This window comes from Virgisporangium aliadipatigenens (assembly GCF_016863615.1).
Classification (GTDB): Bacteria; Actinomycetota; Actinomycetes; order Mycobacteriales; family Micromonosporaceae; genus Virgisporangium; species Virgisporangium aliadipatigenens.
In genome coordinates this window covers 279,443-303,847 of record NZ_BOPF01000004.1, presented here as the reverse complement: position 1 = coordinate 303,847, position 24,405 = coordinate 279,443, and the positions used below count along the sequence as shown (strand labels likewise).

General features: G+C 72.6%; 21 protein-coding genes. 7 read left to right on the top strand and 14 right to left on the bottom strand.

Annotated features, from left to right (window positions below; genetic code table 11):
• Positions 1-20 precede the first annotated feature (20 nt).
• From Val02_RS08035 to glmS, 4 genes are all read right to left on the bottom strand, one after another.
• Complete coding sequence (locus Val02_RS08035; protein ID WP_203898271.1) at positions 21-770, bottom strand: hypothetical protein; 750 nt, start codon at positions 768-770, stop codon at positions 21-23.
• 95 nt (positions 771-865) lie between these two features.
• On the bottom strand, positions 866-2,326 hold the full coding sequence (locus Val02_RS08030) for an NAD(P)H-hydrate dehydratase (RefSeq protein WP_203898270.1): 1,461 nt from the start codon (positions 2,324-2,326) through the stop codon (positions 866-868).
• A gap of 106 nt (positions 2,327-2,432) precedes the next feature.
• A complete protein-coding gene (locus tag Val02_RS08025) occupies positions 2,433-2,807 on the bottom strand; it encodes a holo-ACP synthase (protein ID WP_203898269.1) in 375 nt (124 codons plus the stop codon).
• A gap of 24 nt (positions 2,808-2,831) precedes the next feature.
• Positions 2,832-4,718 (bottom strand): glutamine--fructose-6-phosphate transaminase (isomerizing), encoded by a 1,887-nt coding sequence (gene glmS / locus Val02_RS08020; protein ID WP_203898268.1) that lies wholly within the window; start codon positions 4,716-4,718, stop codon positions 2,832-2,834.
• A 234-nt stretch (positions 4,719-4,952) separates the two neighbouring features.
• Here glmS and Val02_RS08015 point away from each other — a divergent pair, with 234 nt between their 5' ends.
• Entirely contained in the window at positions 4,953-5,735 is a 783-nt protein-coding gene (locus Val02_RS08015; RefSeq protein WP_203898267.1) for an alpha/beta fold hydrolase, read from the top strand.
• On the opposite strand, the gene Val02_RS08010 is transcribed toward Val02_RS08015, so the two are convergent.
• The 5 genes from Val02_RS08010 to rplM all read right to left on the bottom strand — a co-directional run bounded on the left by Val02_RS08010 (position 5,716) and on the right by rplM (position 9,477).
• The gene (locus Val02_RS08010) at positions 5,716-6,465 is read right to left on the bottom strand and encodes an SDR family oxidoreductase (RefSeq protein WP_203898266.1); all 750 of its coding nucleotides are present in this window, start codon (positions 6,463-6,465) and stop codon (positions 5,716-5,718) included. The genes Val02_RS08015 and Val02_RS08010 overlap by 20 nt on opposite strands.
• Positions 6,466-6,476: 11 nt before the next feature.
• Entirely contained in the window at positions 6,477-7,001 is a 525-nt protein-coding gene (locus Val02_RS08005) for a hypothetical protein (RefSeq protein ID WP_203898265.1), read from the bottom strand.
• A gap of 97 nt (positions 7,002-7,098) precedes the next feature.
• On the bottom strand, positions 7,099-8,445 hold the full coding sequence (gene glmM / locus Val02_RS08000; RefSeq protein ID WP_203898264.1) for a phosphoglucosamine mutase: 1,347 nt from the start codon (positions 8,443-8,445) through the stop codon (positions 7,099-7,101).
• Positions 8,446-8,521: 76 nt separating this feature from the next.
• The gene (rpsI, locus tag Val02_RS07995) at positions 8,522-9,016 is read right to left on the bottom strand and encodes a 30S ribosomal protein S9 (protein ID WP_203898263.1); all 495 of its coding nucleotides are present in this window, start codon (positions 9,014-9,016) and stop codon (positions 8,522-8,524) included.
• A 17-nt stretch (positions 9,017-9,033) separates the two neighbouring features.
• Positions 9,034-9,477 (bottom strand): 50S ribosomal protein L13, encoded by a 444-nt coding sequence (gene rplM, locus Val02_RS07990; RefSeq protein WP_203898262.1) that lies wholly within the window; start codon positions 9,475-9,477, stop codon positions 9,034-9,036.
• Between the two features lie 264 nt (positions 9,478-9,741).
• Here rplM and Val02_RS07985 point away from each other — a divergent pair, with 264 nt between their 5' ends.
• From Val02_RS07985 to Val02_RS07970, 4 genes are all read left to right on the top strand, one after another.
• Positions 9,742-11,115, top strand: a complete 1,374-nt coding sequence (locus tag Val02_RS07985; RefSeq protein WP_203898261.1) for an MFS transporter — start codon at positions 9,742-9,744, stop codon at positions 11,113-11,115.
• Between the two features lie 127 nt (positions 11,116-11,242).
• Positions 11,243-13,726: a nitrite reductase large subunit NirB gene (gene nirB / locus Val02_RS07980; RefSeq protein WP_203898260.1), complete on the top strand. Its 2,484-nt coding sequence runs from the start codon at positions 11,243-11,245 to the stop codon at positions 13,724-13,726.
• Positions 13,727-13,742: 16 nt separating this feature from the next.
• Positions 13,743-14,069: a nitrite reductase small subunit NirD gene (gene nirD / locus Val02_RS07975; protein WP_203898420.1), complete on the top strand. Its 327-nt coding sequence runs from the start codon at positions 13,743-13,745 to the stop codon at positions 14,067-14,069.
• Positions 14,070-14,071: 2 nt separating this feature from the next.
• Complete coding sequence (locus tag Val02_RS07970) at positions 14,072-15,178, top strand: uroporphyrinogen-III synthase (RefSeq protein ID WP_203898419.1); 1,107 nt, start codon at positions 14,072-14,074, stop codon at positions 15,176-15,178.
• An 87-nt stretch (positions 15,179-15,265) separates the two neighbouring features.
• Here the strand turns inward: Val02_RS07970 and Val02_RS07965 are convergent, their stop codons facing one another.
• The gene (locus tag Val02_RS07965; RefSeq protein WP_203898259.1) at positions 15,266-16,939 is read right to left on the bottom strand and encodes an MFS transporter; all 1,674 of its coding nucleotides are present in this window, start codon (positions 16,937-16,939) and stop codon (positions 15,266-15,268) included.
• Between the two features lie 85 nt (positions 16,940-17,024).
• Between Val02_RS07965 and Val02_RS07960 the strand changes: the two genes are divergently transcribed.
• The gene (locus tag Val02_RS07960) at positions 17,025-17,753 is read left to right on the top strand and encodes a TetR/AcrR family transcriptional regulator (protein WP_203898258.1); all 729 of its coding nucleotides are present in this window, start codon (positions 17,025-17,027) and stop codon (positions 17,751-17,753) included.
• Here Val02_RS07960 and thiD read toward each other — a convergent pair.
• Positions 17,742-18,539 (bottom strand): bifunctional hydroxymethylpyrimidine kinase/phosphomethylpyrimidine kinase, encoded by a 798-nt coding sequence (gene thiD, locus Val02_RS07955; protein ID WP_203898257.1) that lies wholly within the window; start codon positions 18,537-18,539, stop codon positions 17,742-17,744. The two genes, Val02_RS07960 and thiD, sit on opposite strands and share 12 nt — an antisense overlap.
• A 9-nt stretch (positions 18,540-18,548) precedes the next feature.
• Entirely contained in the window at positions 18,549-20,210 is a 1,662-nt protein-coding gene (locus Val02_RS07950; protein ID WP_203898256.1) for an ABC-F family ATP-binding cassette domain-containing protein, read from the bottom strand.
• Between the two features lie 164 nt (positions 20,211-20,374).
• Here Val02_RS07950 and Val02_RS07945 point away from each other — a divergent pair, with 164 nt between their 5' ends.
• The gene (locus Val02_RS07945; RefSeq protein ID WP_203898255.1) at positions 20,375-22,924 is read left to right on the top strand and encodes a hypothetical protein; all 2,550 of its coding nucleotides are present in this window, start codon (positions 20,375-20,377) and stop codon (positions 22,922-22,924) included.
• Between the two features lie 3 nt (positions 22,925-22,927).
• On the opposite strand, the gene truA is transcribed toward Val02_RS07945, so the two are convergent.
• Both truA and rplQ read right to left on the bottom strand, forming a co-directional pair.
• Positions 22,928-23,722 (bottom strand): tRNA pseudouridine(38-40) synthase TruA, encoded by a 795-nt coding sequence (truA, locus tag Val02_RS07940; RefSeq protein WP_203898254.1) that lies wholly within the window; start codon positions 23,720-23,722, stop codon positions 22,928-22,930.
• Between the two features lie 72 nt (positions 23,723-23,794).
• Positions 23,795-24,376 (bottom strand): 50S ribosomal protein L17, encoded by a 582-nt coding sequence (gene rplQ, locus Val02_RS07935; protein ID WP_203898253.1) that lies wholly within the window; start codon positions 24,374-24,376, stop codon positions 23,795-23,797.
• Positions 24,377-24,405: the final 29 nt, after the last annotated feature.

Below are 24,405 nucleotides of genomic sequence, written 5' to 3'. Positions count from 1 at the left end.
TGTCAAAAAGACGTCGAAGATCACACGTCCGCGTAACCGCTCGACGGCAGGTCCTTGACCTTGGCCGCCGCCGGCGCGGCAACCGTGACGGCGCCGCCGATCTCGCTGATCCGCATCACCCACGGCAGGTCCTTGCCCTGGTCCGCGGCGGGGAACGTGGCCTTGAACTCGGCCAGCTTGCCGTCGGCCACCCGCGCGGTGAACGGCACGGCGGTCGCCTTGTCCCCGGCCGCCTTCGCGAACTGGTCCGCGAGCGCCTTCGGGTGCCCGGCCGACGCCGCCACCCTGGTCAGGTCGAGCGTGCCGCTGTACGTGCCGGACGCCTCCTGCTTGACGGCCGTGGCCGTCGACAGGAACGGCACGGCGAACGCCGGCGAGGCCAGCAGGCGCAGGCTCGACTGCTCGCGCAGCTTCGTCACGTCGATCTTGAGGTACGTGCCGTCGGCGGCGACCGGGTTCGGCATGTACACCGCGCCCGGGAAGATCACGAAGTCGAACGCGTCCTCCCCGGCGCCGCCCTTGAGGGTGTAACCGCCGGAGGCGGCGTCGAACGTGCCCTCCACCGGGTCGGAGCCCTCGTCCAACTGGAACTTCAGGTTCTGCTTCTCGGTCTTGCCGACCGCCGCGGCGAGGACCTCCGCCGGCTGCGGGCTGGGAGAGGCGGACGGGGCCGCGGCGGAGGTGCCGCCGTTTTCCGCCTTGTCGCCACAGGCCGCCATCGGAGCCACGAGGGCGGCGAGCAAGACGGGGTACAGCAGGGCGCGCTTCATGGTTTTCCTTGGTCGAGCCGCTTGAAGTGGGCCGGTCGCGGACGCGTGAAACGCGCGGCGGCAAGGAACCCCCGTGGCGGCCGGCCGTCGGCAGCCTACGACTTGATGATCACGTTCGAGAGAGTTTCGCGTAACGCCTCGGCGACGTGCAGGGCGTTCGGGGGGCCGTCCGCCGCGGCCCGCCGACCGGCCAGCCCGTGCACGTAGGCGGCCGCCATCGCCGCCAACTCGGCCGCCAGCCCCGCCGCGAGCAGCGAACCCAGCAGGCCGGCGAGCACGTCCCCGGTGCCGGCCGTGGCCAGGGCCGCGGAGCCCGTCGGGTTGGCGTAGGCGAAGCCACCCGGCGTCGCCACCACGGTGCGGTCGCCCTTCAGCAGGACGACGGCGTTCATGCGGGCGGCGAGCTGCAGCGCCGACTCCACCCGGTCCGGCCCCGGATCGGCCCCCGCCAGCCGGGCGAACTCCCGATCGTGCGGCGTCACCACCGTCGGCGCCCGGCGGTCCCGCAACTGGCCGGCGAGGGAGCCGTCGACCAGGAGGTTCAGGGCGTCGGCGTCGAGGCACACCGGCACCGGCGCGGCCAGAACGGCGCGCAGTTCGGCCTGGGCGCGCCCGTCGGTGCCGAGGCCGCTGCCGCAGACCCAGGCCTGCACGCGCCCGGCGTCGCCGACCCGTTCGGCGCAGACCACGGTCGGGAACCGGTCCCGGATCGCCTGCGCGGCCGACCCCGCGTAGCGCACGTAGCCCGTCGGGCCGGCCAGCGCACCGGCCACCCCTAGGACCGCCGCACCCGGGTAGTCCGCCGAACCGGTGGCCAGCCCGACGACGCCCCGGCGGTACTTGTCGTCCTGCGGGCCGGTGCGCGGCCACCAGGCGGCGACGTCGACGCGTTCGGGCACCCGCAGGGCGGCCGTGCCGGTCAGGTAGGGGCGCAGGCCGATGTCGACCAGTTCGACGATGCCGGCGTGCACCGCGGCCGGCCCCACCAGCAGCGCCGGCTTGTACGCCCCGAACGTCACCGTCACGTCGGCGCGCACCGCGTCGCCCTCGACGGCACCGGTGTCGACCGACACCCCAGACGGAACGTCCACCGCCACCACGGCCGGCCTCGCCCGGTCGCCGGCCCGCGCCTGCCGCACCGACTTCACGGCCGCCGCCGCATTCGCCCGCAGGCCGCCCTTGGCGCCGATGCCGACGATCCCGTCCAGCACCACGTCGACGGTCCTCGGCACCGCCGCCACGGAACGCCCCCCGGCGGCGAGCAGCAGCGCCCAGCCCTCCTCGTGCACCCGATCGGCCAGCCGCAGCGCCGACACGGCCGCCCCGCGGCGAGCCAGGGCCGCACCGGCCAGCAGCGTGTCGCCGCCGTTGTCGCCGGCCCCGACGAGGAGGAGCACCCGCCGCCCGTAGACGCCGCCGAAGCGGTCGGTCAGCAGCGACACGACCCGCTTGGTGAGGCCGGCGGCGGCGCGCTTCATGAGCGTGCCCGGCGGCAGCGTCGCCATGAGCGCCGCCTCGGCCGAACGGATGTCGGAGACCCGCCACGCGCCCTTCATCGTGTTTCCCGCGCAAGCGCTCGGGGCGCCTTCCGGCGCCGTCTTCCCTCGTCGCTCCGCTCCCTGCGCTCCTCAGTCCAGACGCCGCCGCGCCCCGACCGCGCGCTCATGAGCCGCCCTCGGCCACCACCATCGCCGAGGCGATGCCGCCGTCGTGGGACAGGGACAGATGCCATCGGGAAACCCCGCGTTCGGCCGCCACGGCCGCGACCGTACCGGAAACGGTGAGCCACGGCCGCCCGTCCGGGTCGGTGACGATCTCGCAGTCGTGCCAGTGCAGGCCGCCCGGCGCACCGAGCGCCTTCGCGACGGCCTCCTTCGCGGCGAACCGCGCCGCGAGCGACTCCGCCGAGCGCGGGTTGCCCGAGGTGGTCTGCCGCTCGTCGGCGGTGAACAGCCGGTCCACCAGCAGCGGGGTGCGTTCCATCGCCTTGGCGAACCGGTCGACGAGCACGACGTCGATCCCGACTGACACGATCACGCGCTAAAGCCTAGGAGTAGCGACTCATTCCACGGTGACCGACTTGGCCAGGTTGCGCGGCTGGTCGACGTCGTGCCCCCGCGCGGAGGCGATCTCGCACGCCAGCACCTGCAGCGGAACGGTCGTGACCAGCGGCGCGAGCAGCGTCGGCGTCGGCGGCACGAAGATCACGTGATCCGCGAACGGCACCACGGCCTCGTCGCCCTCCTCGGCGATGACGATCGTGCGCGCGCCGCGGGCGCGGACCTCCTGGATGTTCGAGACGAGCTTGTCGCGCAGAACGCTGCGGCCCCGCGGCGACGGGACGACGCACACCACCGGCGTCCCCGGCTCGATCAGCGAGATCGGCCCGTGCTTCAGTTCCCCCGCGGCGAACCCCTCGGCGTGCATGTACGCCAGTTCCTTGAGCTTCAGCGCGCCCTCCAGCGCCACCGGGTAGCCGACGTGCCGCCCGATGAACAGCACGCTCTTGGCGGCGGCCAGATCGACGGCCAGCTCCCGGACCGGTCCCATCGCGTCCAGCACGGCCCGGATCTTGGCGGGCATCTGGTTGAGCCGCTCGAGCACCGCCCCGACCTCGTCGGCGAACATCACGCCGCGCACCTGCGCCAGGTGCAGCCCCACCAGGTAGCACGCGGTGAGCTGGGTGAGGAACGCCTTCGTCGACGCGACCGCGATCTCCGGCCCGCCGTGCGTGTAAAGAACCGCGTCGGACTCGCGCGGGATGGTGGAGCCGTTGGTGTTGCAGATCGCGAGGACACGCGCCTTCTGCTCCTTGGCGTGCCGCAACGCCATCAGGGTGTCCATCGTCTCGCCGGACTGCGAGATCGCGACGACCAGCGTCGAGCGGTCCAGCACCGGGTCCCGGTACCGGAACTCGCTGGCCAGCTCCACCTCGCACGGGATGCGCGTCCAGTGCTCGATGGCGTACTTGGCGACCTGGCCGGCGTGGTAGGAGGTGCCGCACGCCACGATGAACACCTTGTCGACGTCGCGCAGGTCCTGGTCGGTGAGGCGCACCTCGTCGAGGGTCATCTCGCCGGTCTCGGAGTGCCGGCCGAGGAGGGTGTCGGCGACGGCGCGCGGCTGCTCGTCGATCTCCTTGGCCATGAAGTACTCGTAGCCGCCCTTCTCGGCGGCGCTGGCGTCCCAGTCGATGTGGAACTTCTTGCCCTCGACCGGGTTGCCGTCGAAGTCGGTAATCGTGATCGCGCCGGTGGTGATCAGGACGACCTGGTCCTGCCCCAGCTCGATCGCGTCGCGGGTGTGCTCGATGAACGCGCTCACGTCGGAGGCGAGGTAGTTCTCCCCCGTGCCGACGCCGACGACGAGCGGGGAGTTGCGCCGGGCACCGACGACCGCACCGGGTGCGTGGGTGTCGACCGCGAGCAGCGTGAACGCCCCCTCCAGCCGCTGGCACACCCGCCGCATCGCCTCGGCGAGGCGGGCCGGTGCCGGGCCGTGGTCGACGTCGGCGGCCTCCATCGCGGCGAGCTCGACCGCGAGCAGGTGGGCTGCGCACTCGGTGTCGGTGTCGCTCAGGAACTCGACGCCCTGCGCCTCCAGCTCGACCCGCAGGCGCGCGAAGTTTTCGATGATGCCGTTGTGGATGACGGCGACGCGGCCGTCCTTCGACCGGTGCGGGTGCGCGTTGCGGTCGGTCGGCCCGCCGTGGGTGGCCCACCGGGTGTGGCCGATGCCGGTGGTGCCGTCGGCGAGACCGGTGTGCTCCGCCAGCGCCTTCTCCAGGTTGGCGAGCTTGCCGGCGCGCTTCTCGATCTGCAGCGCGTCCGCCGGATCCAGGATGGCGACCCCGGCCGAGTCATATCCGCGGTACTCCAGGCGGCGCAGGCCGTCCAGCACGATACTCAGAGCCGGGCGACCTCCGGCGTACCCCACGATCCCACACATGCCCGGCACGCTATCACGAGATTCAAACATGAGTGATGCGCGCAAGGGGTAGTTTTGCGCACCACCTATGCTCACTTCTCGTTGACGGCCTTAAAGATCAAGAGCTTTATGTCGTGCGTCCGTCGTGGGCGCGACCGCTGCTCCCGCCGCACCGCTCCGGGTCGAGCCGCCTGCGGCGTGCTCGACCGCTCCGCTGCCGCCTCCGTGTGCAGGGATTTGGCGTAGCGTGATCGCATGGACACGCTGTCGGTTGACGGGGGCCGCATCCACGCTGAAACCGTCGGCGACGGTGAGGCCGTGTTGCTGTTGCACGCCGGGGTTGCCGATCGGCGGGTGTGGGATCTCGTTGTCCCGGCGCTCGTCTCGGCGGGGTACCGGGCGGTTCGCTACGACTCGCCGGGGTTTGGGTTGTCGCCGGCGCCCGCCGCGGCGCACTCGCTGGTCGGGGATGCGCTGGCCGTGCTCGACGCGGCCGGGGTTTCCGCGGCGCACTTCGTGGGGTTGTCGCAGGGGGCCGCGACCAGCATCGACGTGGCGCTTGCGCAGCCGGGGCGGGTGTCGTCGTTGACGCTCGTGGCGCCGGGGCTCACCGGGTACGCGTGGCCGCCGCTGCCGGGCAGCGCGCGGCGGATGGCGGCCGCCGAAGCCGGCGACGCGCACCGGCTCGCCATGGAGATCGCGCGGCTCTGGGCGCCGCTGTCGTTCAACGGCGGGGAGTGTCCGACCGACGACGTCGCGCGGATCATCGTGGACCAGGCGGCCCAGTTCATGCGGGACGAACTGGAGGTGGAGGAGCCCCCGGCCGTCGACCGGCTCGGCGAGATCGCGCGGCCGACCCTGGTGGTGCTCGGCGATCAGGACCTGGACGCCGTCGCGGCGATCGGAGCGCACATAGCCCACGGCATCCCGGGGGCCCGCCTCGTCACCCTCGACAAAGCGGACCACATGCTCCCGCTACGCGTGCCCGACCGCCTCGCGGACCTCCTGCGCGAGCAGCTCAGGTCAGTCCGAACTTGACCTGCGCCCCGCCGTCGACCACCAGGGTCTGCCCGGTCAGCCACCGCGCACCCTCCCCGGCCAGGAACGTGATCACGCCGGCGATGTCGTCCGGCTCGCCGATCCGCCGCAGCGGCAACGCGCCGGCGATGAACTCCTCGTGGTTCTCCCACAGCCCCTTGGCCAGATGGGTACGCACCACGCCCGGCGCCACGCCGTTGACCCGCACGCCCGGGGCCAACTCGGCGGCCAACTGCCGGGTCAGGTGGATCAGGGCGGCTTTGGTGGCGTTGTAGTACCCGATGCCGGGCTCGGTGAGCACGCCGCCGACCGAGGCGACGTTGACGATCGCGCCGCCGTTCTGCTCCATGGAGGCCCGCCAGACCTGCTGCGCCCACACCACCGGCGCGTACTGGTTGAGGCGCACGGTCTTCTCGGCGCGCACCGGGTCGATCTCCAGCAGCGGCCCGAAGTACGGGTTGGTGCCGGCGTTGTTGACCAGAACGTCGATGGCGCCGAAGCGTTCCATCGTGGCGGCGACGACCGCGGCGATCTGCTCCGGCTCGGCGGCGTGCGCGGCGACCGGCAGCACCCCCACGTCCGGACTGGCGGCCGAGATCTTCGCCGCGACGGCGTCGAGGGCCTCCTGCTTGCGCGAGGTCAGCACCACGTTGCACCCCTGCGCCGCGAACGCCTCCGCGGTCGCCTGCCCGATCCCCCGGGACGCCCCGGTCACCACAACGGTCCGCATGACCCCGAACACTAGTTGAGCGGCGGCAGCTCGGTGAACCGGCGTTCGACGTCCTCCTTCAGGACGCGATCGACCGGGTCGTCCTTCGTGGCGGCGTAACGCAGCCGGGACGGGAAGATGTTCTCGACGTCGGCCTGGCGGGCCGGCCCGTCCGCGGGCCGCTGCACCCGGACGGTCGCACCCAGGTGCATCGCGATCGGCACCAGGATCGTCACGCCGGCCTGGTTGTCCGGCTTCACCTCGACGCAGTACGTGCGCGCGTAGACGACGTCCACGTCGACCACCTTCACCGCGGTCGCCGGCTCGATGCCGAAAACCCGCGCCGCGCACAGCACCCGGTCGACCGGCAGCACGACCCGACCCGCCTTGCCGTCGATCTCCAGCGTGCGCACCACGCGGTCGACCAGTTCGCGGCGCATCAGCGGCGACATCACCTGGGTGGCCGGCTGCGGCTCCTGGATCAGCGCGCGGTTCGCGACGTACCCGGCGCCGATCGCCAGCAGAACGACGACGACCAGGCCGACGAAACGCCGCATCCCCGTCACCTCCAGCCACGACCGGTCAAATCGACGCGAGCGTATGCGGATCGGAGGCGACACATCAACCGCCGCCGCTACATCCGAGCGCGATGTCTCACTTCTGAACGGGGCTCGCGACCCGCACGACCGCCGCGATCCGTTCGGCGGCGTCCCGCGCGGTCTCCTCGGTGGCGGCCTCGACCATCACCCTGACCAGAGGCTCCGTGCCGGACGGGCGGAGCAGGACGCGGCCGGTGCCGCCCAACTCCGCCTCGACGCCCTTCACCGCGTCCAGCACCTCCGGGGCGGAGGCGCCCTTGGCGCGGTCCCCGACGGTCACGTTGATCAGCACCTGCGGCAACCGCTGGACGACCGACGCCAGATCCGCCAGCGTCCGGCCGGTCTGCGCCACCCGGGCCATCAGCAGCAGCGCGGTCAGCACACCGTCGCCGGTGGTCGCGTGCGCCGGCAGCACCACGTGCCCGCTCTGCTCGCCCCCGAGGGCGAACCCGTTGGCGCGCAGTTCGTCCAGCACGTAGCGGTCGCCGACCCGGGTCTCGACCAGCCGGATGCCGGCGGCCGACATCGCCAGGCGCAGCCCCAGGTTGCTCATCACGGTCGCGACGAGCGTCTCCTCGGTGAGCGTGCCCGCCTCGCGCATCGCCAGCGCGAGAACGGCCATGATCTGGTCCCCGTCGACGTCCGAACCGTCGCCCGAAACGGCCAGGCAGCGGTCGGCGTCGCCGTCGAGCGCCACGCCGAGGTGCGCACCGTGCTCCAGCACCGCCGCGCGCACCACGTCCAGGTGGGTCGAACCGCAGCCGGCGTTGATGTTCAGGCCGTCCGGCTCGGCGCAGACCGCGACCACCTCGGCACCCGCGCGCCGGTACACCTCGGGCGCGACGGTCGACGCGGCGCCGTGCGCGCAGTCGACGACGACCTTCAGCCCGTCGAGCCGGTGCGGGGCGGCCGCCACGAGATGCTCGACGTAGCGGGCCACGCCGTCGCTGAGGTCGTTCACCCGGCCGATCTTGGCACCGGTCGGCCGCGACCACGGGGCGGAGAGCGACCGCTCGATCTGGTCCTCGACCTCGTCGGGAAGCTTGTGGCCGCCGGCCGCGAAGAGCTTGACCCCGTTGTCCGGCATCGGGTTGTGCGACGCGGAGAGCATCACGCCGAAGTCCGCGCCGAGCTCGCCCACCAGGAAGGCGACGCCGGGAGTCGGCAGCACGCCGACCCGTACCACGTCGGCGCCGGCGCTGGTCAGTCCGGCGACGACGGCCGCCTCCAGCATCTCGCCGCTGGCCCGCGGGTCCCGCCCGACGACCGCCACCGGCCGGTGCGAACGGTCCAGGTCCGCGAGCACGCGGGCCGCGGCCGCTGCCACCGACATGGCCAGCTCCGGGGTGAGGTCGCCGTTGGCGAGCCCACGGACACCGTCGGTGCCGAAGAGACGACCCACTTTCACAAACCTCCCGCAGCTGGATACGGCGAACGGCCGGGTCCCATCGGGGAATCCCGGCCGCTGCTGAGTGTAGTTACCGCTTGCTGTACTGCGGGGCCTTACGCGCCTTCTTCAGACCGTACTTCTTGCGCTCGGTGGCGCGGGCGTCACGGGTGAGGAAGCCGGCCTTCTTGAGGACCGGACGGTGCTCGATGTCGAGCTCGACCAGGGCCCGGGCGATCGCCAGCCGCAGGCCGCCGGCCTGGCCGGTGATGCCGCCACCGCGCAGGTTGGCGAAGACGTCGAACTGCTCGGCCCGCTCGGTCAGCACGAGCGGCTCCTTGACGAGCTGCTGGTGCACCTTGCTGGGGAAGTAGTTCTCCAGCTCGCGACCGTTGAGCGAGAACTTGCCGCTCCCCGGGACGAGGCGGACCCGGACGATGGCCTCCTTGCGGCGGCCGACGGTCTGGATCAGACCACCGCGACGGTTACGCGCCGGCGTGGTGGGAGCGGTAGCGGTGGCGGTGGCCGTCGGAGCGGTCTCGGCCGGGGCGAACGCCGCCGGGCTCGGGGCAAGGGCTTCGGTCACGGTGTCTTCCTCTGCGCTCACTGCGCGATCTGCTTGATCTCGAACGGCTGCGGCATCTGCGCCTGGTGGGGGTGCTCCGGACCGGCGTACACCTTGAGCTTCTTGATCAGGCGGTTGCCGAGGCGGTTGTGCGGCAGCATGCCCTTGACCGCCTTCTCGATGGCCCGCTCGGGGTGCTTCGTCAGCAGCTCCTCGTAGCCGACCTTCTTCAGGCCGCCCGGGTAACCGGAGTGCCGGTAGGCGATCTTGGTCTGACGCTTGTTGCCGGTGAGGGCGACCTTGCCGGCGTTGATGACGATCACGAAGTCGCCGGTGTCGACGTGCGGGGCGAACGTCGGCTTGTGCTTACCGCGCAGGAGGGTGGCGGCGTGGGTCGCCAGGCGACCGAGAACGATGTCCGAGGCGTCGATCACGTGCCACTGACGATCGATCTCACCCGGCTTCGGGCTGTACGTGCGCACAGGTCTACCTATTCCTTCGAAGATGGGCGCTGCGGGGCGAGAGCTGTAACGCCACCGGGAAAAGCAGCGGCCTCAAGCGTAGCGCGCGGCTCCGCTCGTCAACTTCGCACAACAGCCGACCACGATACTCGCCTTACCTTCCAGGGGTCAAAACGGGTCCCCCCGGGGATCTCACCACGGGTGTTTCGGCGGTGTGCGCGGAAGGTGACGCTGCGGGTACGTCGGTAACACGCTCCCGCAAACGCCGGTTCCTACGTTGCCCGTATGACCATCACCGCACCCCCCACGCCGGCCGCATCGGCCGGGCAGCCCGCAGCGCGGCGCGGCTGGATCACCGACTGGGATCCCGAGAACGAGGAGTTCTGGGCCGCGACGGGCAAGCGTGTCGCCAACCGGAACCTCGCCTTCTCCGTCCTCGCCGAGCACCTCGGCTTCTCCACGTGGCTGCTGTGGAGCGTCGTCGTCGTGGCCCTGCCCGCGAGCTTCGCGTACACCGTGGACCAGAAGTTCTGGCTGGTGGCGCTGCCCAACCTGGTCGGCGCGCTGATGCGTCTTCCTTATACCTTCGCGGTCACCTTCTTCGGCGGTCGCAACTGGACGGTGATCAGCGCGCTGCTGCTGCTGATCCCGCTCGGCGGCCTCATGTACGTCGTCACCCACCCGGGCACGCCTTATGAACTGGCGCTCCTGCTGGCGGCCACGGCCGGCCTGGGCGGCGGCAACTTCGCCTCCTCGATGACGAACATCTCCTTCTTCTACCCGGAGCGGGCCAAGGGCACGGCACTCGGCCTGAACGCCGCCGGCGGCAACCTCGGCACCAGCGTCGTGCAGTTCTCCGTGCCCATCGTGGTGAGCGCCGGGCTGGTCTACGCGGGGCTCATGTGGGTGCCGTTCGTGCTCCTCGCCGCCGTGTGCGCCTACCTGTTCATGAACAACCTGCGGGTGGCCCAGGCACCGGTGCGCCAGCAGCTGACCACGCTCAAGCGGACCCACACGTGGGTGATGTCGTTCCTGTACATCGGCACGTTCGGGTCGTTCATCGGCTACTCGGCGGCGTTCCCGCTGCTGCTGAAGACGCAGTTCCCGGACGCGTCGGCGAAGGTGGCGTTCACCGGGGCGCTGGCGGGCTCGCTGGCCCGGCCGATCGGCGGGTGGCTGTCGGACCGGATCGGCGGGGCGCGCGTGACGGCCGCGATGTACGTGATCATGGGGCTGGGTTCGCTCGGCGTGATCTACGCGGTCGACCACCGCAGCTTCGCCGGGTTCCTCGGCGCCTTCCTGGTGCTGTTCGCGGCGGCGGGTGCCGGCAACGGTTCGACGTACCGCATGATCCCGGCGATCTTCACGGCGAAGGCGGCCGAGGCGCACAAGGCCGGCAAGATCGGCGACAACTGGCTCGCCCAGGCGAAGCGGGAGAGCGCCGCCACCCTGGGGATCGCCGGCGCGATCGGCGCCATGGGCGGCTTCTACCTCCCCCGGGCGATCGGCGACTCGATCAAGGCGACCGGCGGGGTATCGACGGCGTTCACGGTCTTCTTCGGGCTCTACGTCGCCTGCCTGGTCGTCACCTGGTGGTGCTACCTGCGCAAGCGGGTGCTGAACGAGCGCGTCCCCAGCCTGGCGTATGCCGGAGTGTGACAAACCCTTCGCTGTGAGGGGCTCTTAAAAGGTCCGAAACATTTGGGTCGCGATCGCGAAACCGCACGCCGTCAGCCTCGACCCATTCTCTTATTGCCGACGGCGACTTTCCCGGGAGGTAGTGGGCATGAAGTTGGTCGTCGTCGGGCACGGCATGGTCGGTCAGCGGCTATTGGAATCACTGGCTGCCCGTGCGGCCACCCGGGACTGGGAGATCACGGTTCTCGCCGAGGAGACCCGGCGGGCCTACGACCGGGTGCGGCTGTCGGCCTACTTCGACGGCGTCAGCGCCGAGGAACTGAGCTACGACGTTCCGGCCGGGGTCGATCTGCGGCTCGGCGAGCCCGCGCTCGCGATCGACCCCGGTTCGCGCAAGGTGACGACCGCCCGCGAGATGCTCACCTACGACGCACTGGTGCTCGCGACGGGCTCGTACCCGTTCGTGCCGCCGGTGGAGGGGGCCGACCGGCCGGGCGTCTTCGTCTACCGGACCCTCGACGACCTCGAACGCATCCGCGAGTACGCGGCCGGCAAGCGGGTCGGCGCCGTGATCGGGGGCGGGCTGCTCGGCCTGGAGGCCGCCAACGCGCTGCGGCTGCTCGGGCTGGCCACGCACGTCGTGGAGTTCGCGCCGCGGCTGATGCCGTTGCAGGTCGACGAGGCCGGTGGCGCCGTTCTCAAGCAATACGTGGAGGAGCTCGGCGTCGTCACCCACCTCGGCGCGGCGACCACCGCGATCCGGGGGGAACGCCCCGGCTCCCCCGCGAACGGCCTGGTGCTGAGCACCGGTGCCTGGGTGCCGGCCGACATCGTGGTGATCGCGGCCGGCGTGCGCCCGCGCGACGACCTGGCCCGCGGGGCCGGGCTGCCGGTGGGCGCCCGCGGCGGCGTGATCGTCGACGACGGCTGCCGCACCGCCGACCCGGCCGTGTACGCGATCGGCGAAGTGGCCGAGATCGGCGGCCGCTGCTACGGCCTGGTCGCGCCCGGGTACGCGATGGCGGAGGTGGTGGCCGACCGGCTGCTCGGCGGGGCGGCGACGTTCCCCGGCGCGGACACCTCCACCAAGCTGAAGCTGCTCGGCGTCGACGTGGCGAGCTTCGGCGACGCCCTGACCCCGGACAAAGCGGCCACCGATCGACTGGACGTCGTCTACCTCGACCCGGCCAACAAGGTCTACGCCAAGCTGGTCCTCTCCGACGACGCGCGCACGCTGCTCGGCGGCGTTCTCGTCGGGGACGCATCGGCGTATCCCACGCTGCGGGCGAGCCTCGGCGGCGAACTGCCGGCGGCGCCGCTGACGCTGCTGGCCCCGGCCGGCGAGCAGGCCGACATCAGCCTCCCCGGCACCGCGCAGGTCTGCACCTGCAACGCCGTCACCAAGGACCAGGTGCTCGGCGCCATCGCGGAGGGCTGCTGCGACGTTCCGGCGATCAAGTCGTGCACCCGCGCCGGCACCTCCTGCGGCTCCTGTGTGCCGCTGCTCAAGCAGCTGCTCGCCGAGGCGGGAGTGGTCGCCGACAAGTCGCTGTGCGAGCACTTCAGCTACTCGCGCGCGGAGCTGTTCGACATCGTCAAGGTGCGCGGGCTGCGGACGTTCTCCCAGGTCATCACCGAACACGGGACCGGCGGCCGGGGCTGCGACATATGCAAGCCGGTGGTCGCCTCGATCCTGGCGTCGCTGCACAACGAGTACATCCTCGACGGCGAGCAGGCCGCGCTGCAGGACACCAACGACCACTTCCTGGCCAACATGCAGCGCAACGGCACCTACAGCGTCGTCCCGCGGATCCCCGGCGGTGAGATCACCCCGGAGAAGCTCATCGCGATCGGCGAGGTGGCGCGCGACTTCGACCTGTACACGAAGATCACCGGCGGTCAGCGGATCGACCTCTTCGGCGCCCGGGTGGAGCAGCTGCCGCAGATCTGGCAGCGGCTGATCGACGCCGGGTTCGAGTCGGGGCACGCCTACGGCAAGGCGCTGCGCACCATCAAGTCCTGCGTCGGCTCCACCTGGTGCCGGTACGGCGTGCAGGACTCGGTGGGGCTGGCGATCGCGCTGGAGCTGCGCTACCGGGGGCTGCGCGCACCGCACAAGATCAAGTCGGCCGTCTCCGGGTGCGCCCGCGAGTGCGCCGAGGCCAAGGGCAAGGACTTCGGGATCATCGCCACCGAGGCCGGCTGGAACCTCTACGTCGGCGGCAACGGCGGCTTCCGCCCGCGCCACGCGGACCTGCTGGCGAGCGACCTCACCACCGAGGAGCTGATCCGGTACGTCGACCGGTTCCTCATGTTCTACATCCGCACCGCCGACCGGCTGCAGCGCACCTCCGCGTGGATCGAGGCGGTCGGCCTCGACTACGTGCGCGAGGTGATCGTCGCGGACTCGCTCGGCATCGCCGGGGAGCTGGACGCCATGATGGCCCAGCACATCGGCTCCTACCACGACGAGTGGAAGGCCACGCTCGACGACCCGGTCCGGCTGTCGCGCTTCGTGTCGTTCGTCAACGCGCCGGAGACGCCGGACCCCACGATCCAGTTCACGAGGGAACGCGGCCAGATCGTGCCGCTACAGATCGGGACCGTGACACCAACCGGGAGCGTGACATGAGGTGCGAGGCATGGCGATGAAGTGGGAGACGGTCTGCCCCTACGGGCGGCTGGAGACCGAACGCGGCATCGCCGCGCTGATCGGCCGGGAGACGCAGGTCGCGCTCTTCCGCCTCTTCGACGGGGCGGTGCACGCGATCGGCAACGTCGACCCGATCACCGGCGCGGCCGTGCTGTCGCGCGGGATCGTCGGCACCCGGGGAGCCGCTCCGACGGTCGCCTCGCCGCTGTACAAGGAGGTGTACGACCTGCGCACCGGCGAGTGCCTCGACAAGCCCGGCGTCGCCGTGCCGGTGTACCCGGTGCGGGTGCGCGACGGGCTGGTCGAAGTGGGCGTGGGATGACGATGGCCGCTACCGCGCTCCCGATCTCCGAGGCGGAACCGCTGGCCGGGTTCACCGTGGCCGTCACCGCCGACCGCCGCCGGGACGAGCTGGCGACCCTGCTCGAACGGCGGGGCGCCCGCGTGGTGGTCGCGCCGGCGCTGCGGATCATGCCGCTGCCCGACGACCTCGAACTGCGCGCGGCCACGGTCTCCTGCGTGGACAAGCCGTTGGACGTGGTGGTCGCCACGACCGGGATCGGGCTGCGGGGCTGGCTGGAGGCGGCCGAGGGGTGGGGCCTCGCGGAGGCGCTGCGCACCCGGCTCGCCGCGTCCCATCTGGTGGCGCGGGGGCCGAAGGCGAAGGGCGCGGCCCGCGCGGCCGGGCTGGTCGAGGACTGGGCGCCGGTGTCGGAGAGCTCCGACGAGGTGCTCGACTACCTGCTCGGCATGGGCGTGGCAGGAAAACGAATCGCCGTTCAGTTGCACGGGGAGCCGCAGCCGGACTTCTGCGCGGCGCTGCGCACGGCCGGGGCGGACGTGCTCGAGGTGCCGGTGTACCGGTGGGGCCCGCCGACCGACCCGGCGCCGCTGCGCCGGCTGGTGGACCTGGTCAACGGCCGCCTGGTGGACGCGGTGACGTTCACCTCGGCGCCCGCCGTCACCTCGCTGTTGGACATCGGCGGTCCGGATCTGTTGGAACGCCTCAGGGGCGACGTCACCGCCGCGTGCGTGGGTCTGGTGACGGCCGCGCCGCTGGTGTCCCGCGGCATCCCGGTGGTGGCCCCGGAGCGCGCGCGCCTCGGCGCACTGGTGCGTGCCCTGGTGGAGGAGCTGCCCAGGCGCGCTCCCACCCTGGCCGTGGCCGGCACGACGGTGACGCTGCGCGGCCACGCGGCGGTCGTCAACGGCACGCTCAAGCCGCTGGCCCCGGGGCCGATGGCGGTCCTGAAGGCGCTGGCCGAGGCGCAGGGCAAGGTGCTCAGCCGCGCCGCCCTGCTCCGCGTCCTGCCGCGCGGCGCCGACGAACACGCGGTCGAGATGGCCGTGGCACGGCTGCGGGCCGCACTGGGCGGCCCCAGCTACGTCCAAACGGTCGTGAAGCGCGGCTATCGCCTAGCCCTGGACTGACCCGCCGATCTTGCAGTTATGGCGCCCGGCGCCCACCGTTTTGCCCCGCGGCGTCCCAGCCACAACTGCAAGATCGACGAGCGGGGGTCATTCCTCCTCGCGGGCCCGCTGCGGGAGCAGGAAGCTCACGGCCACGGCCAGCGCCAGCAGGGCGATCGCGACCGCCACGGTGCGCGTCAGGGCGTCGCGGAAGCCGGTGCGGGCCGCGTCCCGCGCGTACGTCTCGATCGCCGGGCCGATCGCGGGATCGCCGCCGCCCGGGCCGGATCCGCTGAGCGCGGTGCAGGTTGCCGGTTCCCGCGAAGGGTCGTCGGAATCGGCGCGGTCCCGCAGGCAGGCGCGGACCCCGGCCACGATCCGGTCCTGGTCGCCGGCCGGGACACCCGCGGCCGCGAGCCGCGCGCGGAGCGGGGGCGCGGCGGCGTCGGCGCGGTCGGCCACGGCGCCCGGCAGCAGGCCGAAGAGCACGGTGCCGAGGACCGCGATCCCGAGCGCCCCGCCGAGCTGCTGCACGGAGGTGAGCGTCCCGGACGCCGAACCGGACTCGTGCGGCTCCACCCCGGCGAGCACGATGTCGAAGAACGGCGCCATGAACAGCCCCATCCCGATCCCGGTCACGGCCAGCGCCGGCGCGAGGTGCCACGGCGTGACGTCGTCGACGTGCTGCACGCTCCACCACAGCCCACCGGCGCCGAGGGCCATCACGACGCCGCCGACCTGCAGCAGCCTGCGGCCGAGCCGGGCGGTCAGCCCCGCACCTGCGGCGATGAACCCGACCACCGCGCCGAGCGCGTTGGGCAGCCCGGTGAGGCCGGCCTTGAGCGGCGACCAGCCCAGCCCGAGCTGGTAGTAGATCGAGGTGGCGAGCGAGAGGCCGATCAGCGCGGCGAAGAAGACCACCCCGGCGATGAGCCCGCCGGTGAACGCCCGCTTGCGGAACAGCCCCGGCACGACGAGCGGGTCGGCGCCGGCCCGTTCGCGGCGCACCTCGTACCACCCGAAGAGCGCGAACACGACGACGGCGCCGCCCAGCATGGCGAACGTCCACGCCGGCCAGTCCAGCTCGCGCCCCTGCACCAGCGGGTAGACCAGCAGGAACGACCCGGCGGCGGCGAGCACCGTGCCGGGGAGGTCCCAGCCGGGCCGCCGCGGAAGAACCCCGTCGGCCGGGATGAAGCGCAGCCCGCCGAGCACGGCGAGCAGCCCCAGCGGCAGGTTGATCAGGAAGATCATCCGCCACCCGTGCCCGAACCAGTCCGCGTCGACCAGCCAGCCCGCGAGCACCGGCCCGCCCACGCTCGACATGCCCATGACCGGCCCGAAGATGCCGAACGCGGCGGCCGTCTCCCGCGGCGGGAAGATCTGCTTGATGATGCCCAGCCCCTGCGGGATCATCACCGCCCCGAACAGCCCCTGGACGACGCGCGCGCCGATGAGCACGCCGCCGCTCGGGGCCAGTCCGCAGACGGCCGAGGCGGCGGTGAAGCCCACGGCCCCCACCACGAACATCCGCCGCCGCCCGAACATGTCGCCGAGCCGCCCGCCGGTGAGCAGGCCCACGGCCATCGCCAGCGTGTAGGCGGCGCCGAGCCACTGGATCAGGCTGAGCGACCCGCCCAGATCCGCCCGGATGGCGGGCGACGCGATGGTGGTGACCAGCGCGTCCAGCAGGTCCATCACCTCGGCGGCGAGGATCACGAAGAGCGCGACCCACCGCCACCGGTAGGGCGTTCGCTCCGGCGCTTCGACCAGTGACACCATGACTCTCCCCGTTTTGAACAGTGTTCGTTTGACGAACACTGTTCTACGCTCGAACGGTGTTCGCCGTCAAGTAAGCTTTCCGACGATGGCCGACGACACCCTGCCCACGCCGCCGTGGCGCACCCCCGCCAAGACCCGCCCCGTCCGCCCCGTGCTCAGCCAGGACGGCATCGTCGACGTCGCCCTGCGCATCGTCGCCACCGACGGTGTCGAGGGCGTGAGCATGCGGCGCGTCGCGCAGGAGTTCGGGACCGGGCCGTCGAGCCTCTACGCCCACGTGGCCAACAAGGAGGAGCTGCTCGCGCTCATGCTCGACCGGGTCTCCGCCGGCGTCGAGCTGCCCGAGCCCGACCCCGCCCGCTGGAAGGAGCAGCTACGCGAACTGGCGTTCGGCCTCTTCCACACGCTGCGCCGCTACAACGACCTCGCCGGCGCCTCGTTCGCCAACGTGCCCACCAGCCACAGCGCGCTGCGCATCTCCGAGTGGATGATGGCGCTCATGACCGGCGCCGGGCTCGCCCCGCGCACCGCCGGCTGGGCGCTCGACCGGCTGTTCCTCTACATCACCGCCGACGTCTACGAGGGCTCGATCTACCTGACCCGGGTGCGGCGCGCCGGCACCACCCCGGACGAGTTCGCGAAGGCGTACTTCGGACAGCTGCACGACTACATGGCGAGCCTGCCCGCCGACCGGTTCCCGATGATGAGCGCCCACGCCGGCGCGATGACCGAGGGGGACGGCGACGTCCGGTTCGCGTTCGGGCTCGACCTGATCCTCGACGGCCTCGACCGCCACCTCGACTCAGCCGGCTGACCACCCGAAGACGTCGAGCGGCCCGCGCCCGACCCCGAGACGCCATCCCGCCGCGTCGCTGATCGCGCGCGCCACCAGTCCCTTGGCGAACGCCAACGCGTCCAGCAGCCCGTCCCCGAGCGCCAGCCGGGCGGCCACCGCCGTGGCGAACACGTCGCCGCTGCCCCTGGTGTTGCGCGCGGCCACCCGCGGCGCACTCATGTACCGGAACTCCCCACCGGCCCACACCGCGTCCAACGCCTCGGTGCCGGTCACCAGGTCGCCACCGGTCACCACGACGCACTTCGGCCCGCGCGCCGCCAGTTCCTCGGCCGCGCGCGCCATGTCCCCCGGCGTCGCCACCTGCCAGCCGAGCAGCGCCGACGCCTCGTCCCGGTTGGGCGTCGCCACCAGCGCGTACGGCAGCAGCCGGTCCAGCGCGGCGGCGACCGCCCGGCGCGACACGCCCTGCCCCTCGTCCGGCAGCACCGGATCCACCACGAGATTGGGCAGCCCGCCCGAACGCGCCCGCCCGGTAACCACCGCCACCGCGTCGGCCGACGGGAAGAGGCCCGTCTTCACGGCCAGCACCGGCAGGTCGTCCAGCACCGCCGTCAACTGCCCGGCCAGCACCTCCGCCGGCACCGCGTAGAGGGTGGCGGCGGCGCGGGTGTTCTGCACGCCGACGGTGGTGACCGCGCTCGCCCCGTACACCCGCAGGGCCAGCAGAGTCTTGAGGTCCGCCTGGACACCGGATCCGCCGCTGCAGTCGGAACCGCCGACCGTCAGCACCACCGGAGGGGTCACCACCGAAAGCTAATCCCAGATGGGCTCCGGCGTCTCAGAAACCTCACCATCACCGTGCAGAACGACGAACCGGTCGAACGAACGGGCGAACCACCGGTCGTGCGTGACGGCGACGACCGTGCCGTCGAAGCCGCGCAGCCCCTCCTCCAGGGCCTCGGCGCTGGCCAGATCGAGGTTGTCCGTCGGCTCGTCCAGCAGCAGCAGCGTGGCACCGGACAGTTCGAGCAGCAGCACCATGAACCGTGCCTGCTGGCCGCCCGAGAGCGTCTCGAACCGCTGGTCGGCCTGCGCGGCCAGTTCGTAGCGGGACAGCGCGGGCATCGCCTCCGACCGCGGCAGGCCCTTGCGGTGCCCGTCGCCCCGCCACAGAACCTCCACCAGCGTGCGCCCGACGAGGTCCGGCCGGTCGTGCGTCTGCGAGAAGTGGCCGGGCCGCACCCGCGCACCCAGCTTCGCCGTGCCGTCGTGCCGCACCGGCGCCAGCTCCCGGCCGTCGACCGGCAGGTGCTCCACGTCCGGATCGGTGCCACCCCGGGCCAGCAGGCGCAGCAGGTGCGACTTGCCCGTGCCGTTGCCGCCGAGCACCGCCACCCGGTCGCCGTACCAGACCTCCAGGTCGAACGGGAACGTCAGGTCCTCCAGTTCGAGCCGTTCGCAGACGATGGCCCGCTTGGCGGTGCGCCCGCCGCCCAGCCGCATCCGCACGTCCTGGTCCTTCGGCGGCAACGGCGGCGCCCCGGCCTCCTCGAACCTCCGCAGCCGGGTCTGCGCCGCCCGGTACTGCGAGGCCATGTCGTCGTTGCTGGCCGCCTTCACCTTCAGGTTGAAGACCAGCGTCTTGAGCTTCTCGTGCTCCTCGTCCCAGCGGCGGCGGGTCTCCTCGAGGCGTTCGTGGCGGGACCTGCGGGCCTCGTGCCAGGAGGCGAAGCCGCTCGGGTGCACCCACGCGGAGCCGCCCTCGACGGCCACGATCCGATCGGCCGTGCGCGCCAGCAGTTCCCGATCGTGGGAGACATACAACACACTCTTGCGGGACTCGCGGAGACGTTCCTCCAGCCAGCGCTTGCCCGGCACGTCGAGGTAGTTGTCCGGCTCGTCGAGCAGCAGCACCTCGTCCGGCCCGCGCAGGAGGATCTCCAGGGCGAACCGCTTCTGCTGACCGCCGCTGAGCGTGTCGACCGGCCGCTGCTTCACCGCCTCCCAGGGCAGTTTCAGCGCGGCGGTGCTGGCGGTGTCGAAGAGGACCTCGGCGTCGTATCCGCCGGCCTCGCCCCACGCCGCGAGCGCGTCCGCGTAGGCCACCTGCGCCTTGCCCGCGGAGGTGCTGTATTTGCCGCGCGCCTCGGCCGCGTGCATGGCTTTCTCCGCCGTGGCGAGCCGCTCACCCGCCGCGCGGACCGCGGGCGCCGCGAGCGAGAGTGCCATTTTTTCGAGGGAACTTCCTTCGGCGAACTGCTGGCGCATGATCCCCAGTCCGCCGGCGCGCGCAATGGCGCCGATACGCATCGGAATATCGCCCGCGACCATCCTCAACAGGGTGGTTTTACCGGCACCGTTCGGCCCGACGAGTGCCACTTTCGCACCCTCGCCCACCCGGAACGAGACGTCGGAGAATAAGACCCGCCCGTCCGGCAGCGTGTGCTCGGCACCGGCCACGTCGACATATCCCATGAGACGGCATTCTCACTGCTCAATAGCGCTTCTGACGAGGAATTTTCGCCCTGTCAAGACCCTCTCGAAACACTAAGGCATAACTCAGTCACGTTGCGCATTGTGCCCGGTTGGCGGACAACCGAGCAGTGTGTACGAGTGATACGTCCGTTAACCTGTCGTGCATGACGAACGGGACCGGACCGAGGCGGCGCCGATGGGCAGAGCCGCCGGCGACCGACCCCGCCGAGGACGATTGGCTGGCCGGCCTGCGCCCTTCCGACGAGGAGCCGGATGACGGCCTCGCGTCGCCGCGCGGCCGATTCGGTGGCGGCTCCGACGACATGGACGACGACTTCGCCGCGCCGCCGCGCGCACGCCGTTCCGCCCCGGTCTCGCCCGCGCCCACCGGTGCCGGCCGCTGGGGCCGCCCGGCCGAGCCCGACGACGACCCGCTGCCGAGCGCGGCGGCCCGGTTCGGCGCCGACCCGGCGCGCGGCGGAGAGCCCACCGCCAACCTGCCCAGGATCGCCGACGGGCCCACCCGCGGCCGCGTCAACGGCAACGGCAACGGCGCCACCCCGCCCCCCGCCGGCGGCGGCTTCGGCGGGCCGCCCGGCCCCCGCCCGCCCGCGTCACCGCCCGGCGGCTTCGGCGGTACCCCGGCACAGAGCGGCCCCCGCCCGCCCGCGTCGCCGCCCGGCGGCTTCGGTGGCGCACCGGCACCGGGCGCCCGCCCGCCGGCGGCACCGCCCGGCAGCTTCGGTGGCGCCGCCGCCCAGCCCCGCACCGCGCCCCCCTCGTCGGGTGGTTTCGGCGGCGCTCCGGCCCAGCCGCGCAGCACGCCGCCCGCGGGCCGACCCGCGGCCATGCCGAGCCGGTCGGCCAACCCGGCTCCCCCGCCCGGCGGGTTCGGCACGTCGTCGTCCCTGCCCACCCGCACCAGCGGCGCCACGGCCCCGCCCGGCGGCTATCCCGACCCCGGCGCCCCGCCCGGCGGCAGCTTCAACGGCTTCGCCGCCGCCAACATGCCGAGCGCCTCCCCGACGGCGCCGCCGAGCGGACCGGACCTCGACGAGACCTCGCGCGGCATCCCGCGCCGTCCCTCGGTCCCCGCGCCGCTCCCGGACGAGCAGCCGATCTTCCAGCGCATCGAGCCCCTGGCCCCCGGTGAGGCGCCGCCGCCGCCGACCGAGGAGCCGATCCTCCGCTTCATCGACCCGAGCGAGCGGGACGCCCGCACCCAGCGCCGCGCCGCCGCCGGCGGTGGCCGCCGCCGCGCGCCCGAGCCGCCGGAGCAGGTCCGCCCCGTTCCGGGCGGTGCCGTACCCGGTGTCGGCGCCCCCGGTGGTGCCCTGCCCGGCGGCGAGCCGAGCGAGCAGACCGGTGGCTTCAGCCGCCCGCGCAATCGCGAGGCCGCGTCGTTCACGCCCGGGTTCGAGGACGCCACCGCCGTCTACGCCCCCGTCGAGGGGCCCGGCCGCCGGTACCGCGACGAGGACGAGCAGGGTCCGGCCTGGCAGGGCGGCGACCCCCGGTTCAACGAGACCCGCTACGACGACGAGCCGCGCACGGCCACGCTGCCCCGCGTCGCCCCGGAGCCGCGCTACGACGACGAGCCCCGGTTCGACGAGCCGGCGTTCAACGACCGCTACAACGAGCCCCGCGTCTACGGCGACCTGCCGCGCGGCGGCGACCGGCTCGACGAGCGGCCCCGCTTCGACGACCCGCGCTTCGACGAGCCCGACCCGCGCGACCCGCGCGGCGGCGATCCGCGCTTCGACGACCGGCCGCGCAGCGAGCCGCCCCGCGCGGCGGCGGCCGGCACCGGCACCCGCGCGCGCAAGGAGGAGGCGCCGGGCAACGCCATGCGCACCGTCCGGCCCGACACCACCGGCGGCATCCCGCGCATCACCGGCCCGACGACCGGCAGCATCCCGCGCGTCGGGGGCGGCGGAGGAGGCGGCACCGGCCCGATCCGGGTCGACCCGGTCACGCCCGGCAAGAAGCAGCGTTCGCGCTGGCTCGCGGCGCTCAGCACCATCGGCGTGCTGGTCCTGCTCGCCGTCTGCGGGCTGAGCACCTACTTCGTCTACAACGAGAGTTCCGACAGCGGCAACGAGTCGCAGGCTCCCGGGATCACCACCCCGGAGGCCGGCGACGGCCGCGACATCTCCTCCCGCGACGTCGACCCGGCGCCGCTCACCGAGGACGAGGTCTTCCCCGGGACCCAGGTCGCCGCCACCACCGGCGGCGGGGGCTACGAGGTGCTGAAGAAGGAAGCCAGCACCGACTGCGGCAAGGCCGCCAGCGAGGATCTCGGCAAGCTGCTGATCGCCCAGGGGTGCAACCAGGTCGTCCGCGCCACGCTCAAGACCGGCGACGGCGCTTACCTGATCACCGCCGGCATCTTCAACCTCAAGGACGCCGCCAGCGCGGTCAACGCCCACGAGAACATCAAGCCCACGATCGACGCCCAGAAGGGCCGGTTCAACGGGCTGCTGGCCGGCACCGGCACCGATGCGCTGGTGCGGGCACCGATGATCCTGGGCTGGCACGCCAAGGGCCACTTCCTGGCGTACTGCATCATCGCGCGGACCGACGCGAAGGCGTTCGAGGCCAACGACGCCAACCCGCCGGCGATCCAGAACGACATCCTGACGGCCCACCTGCGCGACGGGATCATCGGCGGCCGCGCCACCAACAAGGGCACCCCGGCCCCCGCCTCGTCCTGAACGTCAGGCCCGCAGGCGTCGGGTCTGCTCGGCGCGGTCGGCGTGCCCGTGTTCGGGATAGCCCACCGCGACCAGGGTCAGCCCGTGCGCCGGCACCACGGTCACCTCGTTCGCGCGTTCGCGCCTGGTGAGCAGGCCCCCCGGCCACTCCACCGGCCGCCGGCCGTCGCCGGTCACCAGCAGGGCCCCCACCAGACTGCGCACCATCGACCAGCAGAACGCGTCCGCCTGCACCGTCGCCACGAGCGTGCCGTCCGGGTCGCGCCGCCACTCCAGCCGCTGCACCGCCCGCACGGTCGTCGCGTGTTCCTTGCGCCGGCAGAACGCCGCGAAGTCGTGCTCGCCCAGCAGTGCCGCCGCGGCGGCGTTCAGGGCGGTCAGGGAGAGCTGGCGGGGCCAGCCCAGGGTGTCGTGGCGGCGCAGCGGCAGCGGTCCCCACGGCGCGTCCGTCACCCGGTACTCGTACCGCCGCCACAGCGCGGAGAAGCGGGCGTCGAACCCCTCCGGCGCCGGCGCCACGGACAGCACCCGCACATCGCCCGGAAGCAGGCCGCTCAGCCGCCGCAGGAGGCTGTCGCGGAGGCGTTCCCACGCCTCGTCGGCCACGTCGATGTGGCACACCTGACCGGTCGCGTGGACCCCGGCGTCGGTGCGCCCCGCGACGGTCAGCCCGTCCACGCTCCCGAACAGCCGGGTCAGCTCCGCGGCGAGCACGCCGGCAACGGTGCGCCGCCCGGGTTGCGCCGCCCAGCCGGAGAAGTCCGTGCCGTCGTAGGCCACGTCGAGGCGGAGCCTCATGGCGTTCCCCCAGATAGTCGCGGGCCCGGCACCCCGAGAAAGGATGCCGGGCCCGCGGACCGTGCGTAAGAACTACTTGTCGTCGTCGCCCTCGGCCTGGGTACCAGGCCCGTCGGCGTCGACGTCGCCGGATGCCGAGGCGGAACCGCCGTCGGTGTCCGCGTCGACCGGCTCGGTGTCCTTCTTCGAGGTGAACACCTCGTCGTCGGTCTCACCGGCGAGCGCGGCGACCGCGTCCGCCTTGGCGGCCTTGCGAGCGGTCTTCTTGGCGGCCGGCTTGGCCGGGGCGGCCTCCACCAGCTCCTCGACCAGCTCGATGATCGCCATGGGGGCGTTGTCACCCTTGCGCGGACCGGTCTTCACGATCCGGGTGTAGCCGCCGTCCCGGTTGGCGAACCGCGGAGCGATCTCGCTGAACAGCGAGTACACCACGTCCTTGTCGCGCACGGTGGTCAGCACCAGGCGGCGCGAGGCGAGGTCGCCACGCTTGGCCTTGGTGATGAGCCGCTCGGCGACCGGGCGCAACCGCTTGGCCTTGGTCTCGGTGGTCTGGATCCGACCGTGCTTGAAAAGCGAGGTGGCGAGGTTCGCCAGCATCAGCTTCTCGTGCGCGGGGCTGCCGCCGAGGCGGGGACCCCTGGTGGGCGTGGGCATTTCGGCTCCTTGGTTCTACTACTGTCCCG